The sequence below is a fragment of the Novosphingobium organovorum genome (genome assembly GCF_022832435.1).
Lineage (GTDB): Bacteria > Pseudomonadota > Alphaproteobacteria > Sphingomonadales > Sphingomonadaceae > Novosphingobium > Novosphingobium organovorum.
Map to the genome: position 1 here is coordinate 1 of NZ_JALHLF010000176.1, position 4,953 is coordinate 4,953.

At 69.6% G+C, this 4,953-nt stretch carries 6 protein-coding genes; all 6 read right to left on the reverse strand.

Translation table 11 applies throughout. The annotated features are described in order from the left end of the window. A partial coding sequence (locus MTR62_RS19930; protein ID WP_268739971.1) for a flagellar biosynthesis protein FlhA occupies nucleotides 1–1,912 on the reverse strand: 1,912 nt, incomplete at its 3' end. 32 nt (nucleotides 1,913–1,944) lie between these two features. Then, nucleotides 1,945–2,913 (reverse strand): lytic transglycosylase domain-containing protein, encoded by a 969-nt coding sequence (locus MTR62_RS19935; protein WP_244024228.1) that lies wholly within the window; start codon nucleotides 2,911–2,913, stop codon nucleotides 1,945–1,947. A gap of 90 nt (nucleotides 2,914–3,003) precedes the next feature. Beyond that, nucleotides 3,004–3,336: a flagellar protein FlgN gene (locus tag MTR62_RS19940; protein ID WP_244024230.1), complete on the reverse strand. Its 333-nt coding sequence runs from the start codon at nucleotides 3,334–3,336 to the stop codon at nucleotides 3,004–3,006. Between the two features lies 1 nt (nucleotide 3,337). Then, a complete protein-coding gene (locus MTR62_RS19945) occupies nucleotides 3,338–3,673 on the reverse strand; it encodes a flagellar biosynthesis anti-sigma factor FlgM (protein ID WP_244024232.1) in 336 nt (111 codons plus the stop codon). A 118-nt stretch (nucleotides 3,674–3,791) separates the two neighbouring features. Further along, a complete protein-coding gene (locus MTR62_RS19950; RefSeq protein WP_244024234.1) occupies nucleotides 3,792–4,304 on the reverse strand; it encodes a flagella basal body P-ring formation protein FlgA in 513 nt (170 codons plus the stop codon). A 115-nt stretch (nucleotides 4,305–4,419) separates the two neighbouring features. Next, nucleotides 4,420–4,953, reverse strand: a 534-nt coding sequence (locus tag MTR62_RS19955; RefSeq protein ID WP_244024236.1) for a hypothetical protein, incomplete at its 5' end; no start/stop codon positions are given.

Consider the following 4,953-nt stretch of genomic DNA (forward strand, 5'->3'; position numbering starts at 1 on the left):
GACGCGCGCGCGGCTGGACGACAAGCGCGAGCGGCACCGCGTGCGCGCCGCGTTCGTCGGACAGCGCGGCAATGCGCTGGCCGATGGTCGCGGCAAGGTCCGGCTCGATCACCGGCTGGCCGGTCACCGGGTCCATCATCCCCTGCACGATCGCGGTTTCCAGCGCCGCGTCGAGCGTGATGACCGGCAGGCGCACGCCCGGCGGGCAGATCCGCCCGACGATCAAGGCGCCCAGATCCGCGCGCACCAGCTCCATCAGCCGGTCATGCTCGGTGGTCTGCTGCACCGCGCGGCTCAGGCTGGCGAGGATCGGCAGCGGATGGGCGATGGGAATGCCGTCCTCGAGCAGGTTGCGCAGGAGGCGCGTCATCGCCGCAAGCGAGAGCGGCTGCGGGGTGATCGTCTCGATCAGGCTGCCCGCGTGGTCCTTGAGCGCATCGATCAGCTGCTTGACCTGATCGGGGCCGAGCAGGTCCTGCGGACGTTCGGCCAGCAGCTGGTTGAGGTGGGTGGCGATCACCGTACCGGCATCGACGGTCAGGAACCCTTCGGCGATGGCATGATCGCGCGCGGCGGGATCGATCCACAGCGCGGGGCAGCCGAAGCTGGGGTCCTGCGTCGCCTCGCCACGCAAGGTGTGGGTCTTGCGCGCCTCGCCCGCATCGATCGCCAGGACCTTGTCTGCGCGGATGCTCGATCCGCCCAGCACCACCCCGCCCAGCACGATACGGTAGTCGTGCGGGGCCATGTCGAGCGCGTCGCGCACGCGAAACTGGGGAACGATGAAGCCGAAGGCCTGGCTCAGCTGCTTACGCACCCCGGTCACCCGGCTGACCAGTGGCGAGCCGTGGCGCGCGTCGACCAGCTGGACCAGCCCGTAGCCCAGTTCGATGGTGACCAGCGTGTGGTCGGACACATCCTCGAGCGTGATGCGCGCGGGATCGACCGGCACGGGCACCTCTTCGACCGGGACGGCGGCGCGCGCGGCGCGCTTGCGCAGCGAGTGCCACAGCCACAGCGCAAGCGCCGCCGCGGGCAGGAAGATCGTCTGCGGCATGGCCGGGATCATCCCGATCACGCCCAGCACCACGGCGACCGGCAGCCAGGTCGCGGGACTGGCGAACTGGCCGCCGATCTGCCCCGCCAGGTCGCGCGTGTCCGAAACACGCGTGACGATGACGGCTGCCGCGATCGACAGCAGCAGCGAGGGCACCTGCGCCACCAGCGCATCGCCGATGGCCAGCGTGATATAGGTCTGCGCGGCGTCGCCCGCGCTCATCCCGTGGCTGATCATGCCAAGGCAGAAACCCGCCACGATGTTGACCCCCAGGATCAGCAGCGCGGCGATCGCATCGCCCTTCACGAACTTGGAGGAGCCGTCCATCGAGCCGTAGAAATCGGCTTCGGTGGCGACTTCGCGGCGGCGCGCCTTGGCTTCGTCAGCGGCGAGCAGCCCGGCGGCAAGGTCCGCGTCGATCGCCATCTGCTTGCCCGGCAAGGCATCGAGGGTGAAGCGCGCGGACACTTCCGAGACGCGCCCTGCGCCCTTCGTCACGACGACCAGATTGATGATGACCAGGATCAGGAAGACGAAGATGCCGACCGCGAAGTTGCCGCCGATGAGGAACGCGCCGAAGGCCTCGATCACCTTGCCCGCCGCCTCGCCCCCCTCATGCCCGTGCACCAGCACGACGCGGGTCGAGGCGACGTTGAGCGCGAGGCGCAGCAGCGTGGCGAACAGCAGGACCGAAGGGAACGCCGAGAAATCGAGCGGCTTGTCCGCGTTCATCGCGGCCATCAGCACCGCAACCGAAAGCGCGATGTTCATGGTGAAGGACACGTCGAGCACGAAGGCGGGCACCGGCACGATCATCAGCACGATAAGGGTCAGGATGCCGACCGGCAGCGCCATGGCGCCGGGATCGTTGATCCGCTTGAACAGGTTCACAGGCCGAACCTCGCAAGCTTGCCGTAGGCGTTCTGGACATTGGCGGGCAGCGCGTCGCCCGAGGCGCCAAACGCGCTGCGCAGCGTGTCGGCCATCGAGCGCGCGCCCCCGGCAGACGCGCCGGTGGACGCCGCCGATGGCGCCGCTGCGGACGAAGCGCTCGCGCGCTGCTGGCGCGCCGCCTGAAATTCGCTGGCGATCGGCCCGAGCTTCGCGTTCGCCCCCGTCGCGCGGGCGGCAAGAAAGGCGCTTGCCGTCGGCAAGGTGCTGCCGCCAAAGCCGCTGGTGTCGTAGGCTATCGTGGGCGCGGCGCCCGCCGGTCCCCCCGCATACCCCATCGCGCTCGACACGCGCGTGCGCACGAAGTCCATGACCTGCCCGACCGAACGCGGCGCGCCCGTGGCGGAATAGAACACCGAACGGTTGGCCGAAGCCGCGCGCGGCAGCAGCGCCGCCGCGCTCTGCGTCGGGTTTGCAGACAGCGCGGCGAGGAAATCCCTGGCCCCCGAAGCGCCCAGGAAATGCGCGAGGTAGAGTTCGCTCGCATCGGGTTCGCGGCCGAGCACGCCGGTCAGCTCGTCGCGGTTGTCGCGCGCGAGTTCGGCGGCCATCAGCGCCGAGGCGTCGGCGTTGTAGCGCAGCCCCAGGATCTGGTTGCGCAAGCCCGCATCGCTGACATCGCCGCCCTCGATCATGTCGCTGACCCACGACAACCCATGGTTCGCCCCGTGCCGGTCGAGCGTGCCGAGCCAGGTGCCATTGGTGAACTGGAACAGGCCCGCCGCGCTCGAGGTGGCGGCGCGGGCGGACGGGTCGAGCCCCGATTCAAGGCGCGCCTGCGCCATGAGGTACTGGAAATCGACGCCGGTAGCGCTGGCCGCGCGGGCGATCGCCTCGCGCGCCTGGGCCTGCGTGCCTGCGGAATTTGCCGCTGCACCCGATCCGACTGGTCCTGTCTCGCTCAACTGGCGGCTCCCGAAAGGTGGCTTCCGGGCGATCTCAGCAAGGCGCGTGCCAGACGCGCAGGCGTGCTGGCCGTCGGCCTCGGAGCCGGATCACAGGCGCGCACCGGCAACGGCATAGCCGGCCGCGGTGCGGTAGAGCTGCGGGCTTCCGGTCAGCGCATCGAGACGCTTGGTGACGTTCGCGGCCAGGATATTGCGCACCTGGCGGTTGATTTCGTTGAGACGGCGCGCGGTGTCGAGCATCCCGCGGCATTCCTCGTCGAGCGCAACCGTGCCGAGCGCGTCCAGCCGACCGCACAGGCGATCCTTCTCCCCCGTGGCACCGATGATGCCATCGAGGTCCAGCCCGGCAAGTGCCTGCCGCTCGCTCTCGAGAACGGCAAGCATCTGCCGCAAGGTTCCCTGCAGGTCGGTGGTGGTCATGCTACTTCGGGCTCCTCAGGAGAACCCCGGCGGCGATCATGGCGTCGGCGATCTGCGTGGGGACGAGCGGATAGTGCCCGTCTTCCACGGCCTTGCGGATCGTCGCGACCCGGTCGGTATCGACCGGAGCCTCGCCCGGATCGAGCGCGGCGGATGTTTCCACGCTCGGGCTGGCCGGAGTCTGTGTCGGTTGGCTTTGCGCTGCGGTGGTCTCGGTCTTGACCGAAACCGGGGTGGAGGCCTGAACGCCGGACAGCTCTTCACCGCCCGACGTGCGGACCACACGGGCAGAGATCGATCCGATCGACTGCGCAGGTCCCACTTCGATAGGTGGCATTTGAACGCTCCTTGAAAATCACTGCTGAGAAGAACGGCAGTTCTGGGCGGGCTTTAAGGGCTGTTCCGAAAGGCGTGTTAGGTCTTGGTGAATCCTTGCAATACAAAGGGCTTGACGGTTACGGCAGAGGCACGCTGACAAGGCCGGGCCGCACGATCTGCGCGCGCATTTCCTGCGGGCTGCCGCGCTTTCCCGAAGCCGGACGCACCTTGATCCAGGCCCCGATCGGCCCGGATTCGAGCGCTTCCCCAGGCTGCGAAACGGTAAAGCCATCGCCCGTCACCGCGATCGCCAGCGCATCGCCGCGGTTGACCACGTCGGGATCACGCGCTTGCGCGACGGAAGCGACCGGCGCGGGAGCGCGGACCGGCACGAAAAGCCGCCAGCCGCCCTGGTCGGCGCACTGCACGACCACGCTGTCCTTGCCCGCCGTGCGCCACGACAGCGCGATCGTAGTCTGGCAGCGGTTGAGTTTGAGGCGCCGGTCGAGCGGGGTCATCGCCCCGCCCACCGCACCGATCGGTGCGCCGGTAAAGGCCGCGACCTGCCGATCGATGGCGTCGAGATCGGCGTAGGCGCCCATCCCCAGGACACCCGCTCCGGTGGTTATCAGCACGCTGCTCCAGCTCATGATCGGCCGTAATCCTTGTCGCTTCATTCCAACGCCCGCCTGCAGACGCGCCAGCGACAGCGCGCGAGGGGACATTCGGCCGGATCAGAGCAATCTTCGTGCCAGTGACCGCGTGTCAGCGTCCGGCGCGCTCCGCACCGGGGGCATCGAAAGCGAGCACCGCGCGCGGCGGCCCTTCCCCCGGTTCGACCACGATGCGCGCGAAGTGGCCCGCCTGTCCGGCCTCGCGGGCCAGCGCGATCGCGGCCGACAGCGCGGCCTCACGCGTGCTCGCGCGCGCCGTGTCGTAACGCGCGGTGATCGTGAGCAGCTGGCGCGGGTCGGGCGCCTCGTCGGCCAGCCAGGTCCGCAAGGGCGGCGCGCCGGGCACCGCGATATAGACGGCGAGCGGCTCGGCGATCGGCGAGGGAGCGGCAAGCGCTTGCCGCCGGTTTGCCGTTTGGCCTGCCGCCTGCCGGTCCGATGCAGCCTGCGCGGCCGGTCCCGATGCCGCCGGTCCCGATGCCGCCGGTCCCGATACTGAAGGCGCCGTGCTCACCGCAGCGGCGGTGACCATGAACAGGATCAGCGAAAGATCGGCCAGCGAGGTCTGCCAGCTGGCCGCCGCGCGCCCGCTCATCGCTTGGTGGCCAGCGGCACGGCCACGCCC

Excerpts from the sequence above, each read along its gene's own strand:
- MTR62_RS19940 (WP_244024230.1), bottom strand. The coding sequence starts at position 3,336 with ATGACCACCACCGACCTGCAGGGAACCTTGCGGCAGATGCTTGCCGTT.
- MTR62_RS19945 (WP_244024232.1), bottom strand. The coding sequence starts at position 3,673 with ATGCCACCTATCGAAGTGGGACCTGCGCAGTCGATCGGATCGATCTCT.
- MTR62_RS19950 (WP_244024234.1), bottom strand. The coding sequence starts at position 4,304 with ATGAGCTGGAGCAGCGTGCTGATAACCACCGGAGCGGGTGTCCTGGGG.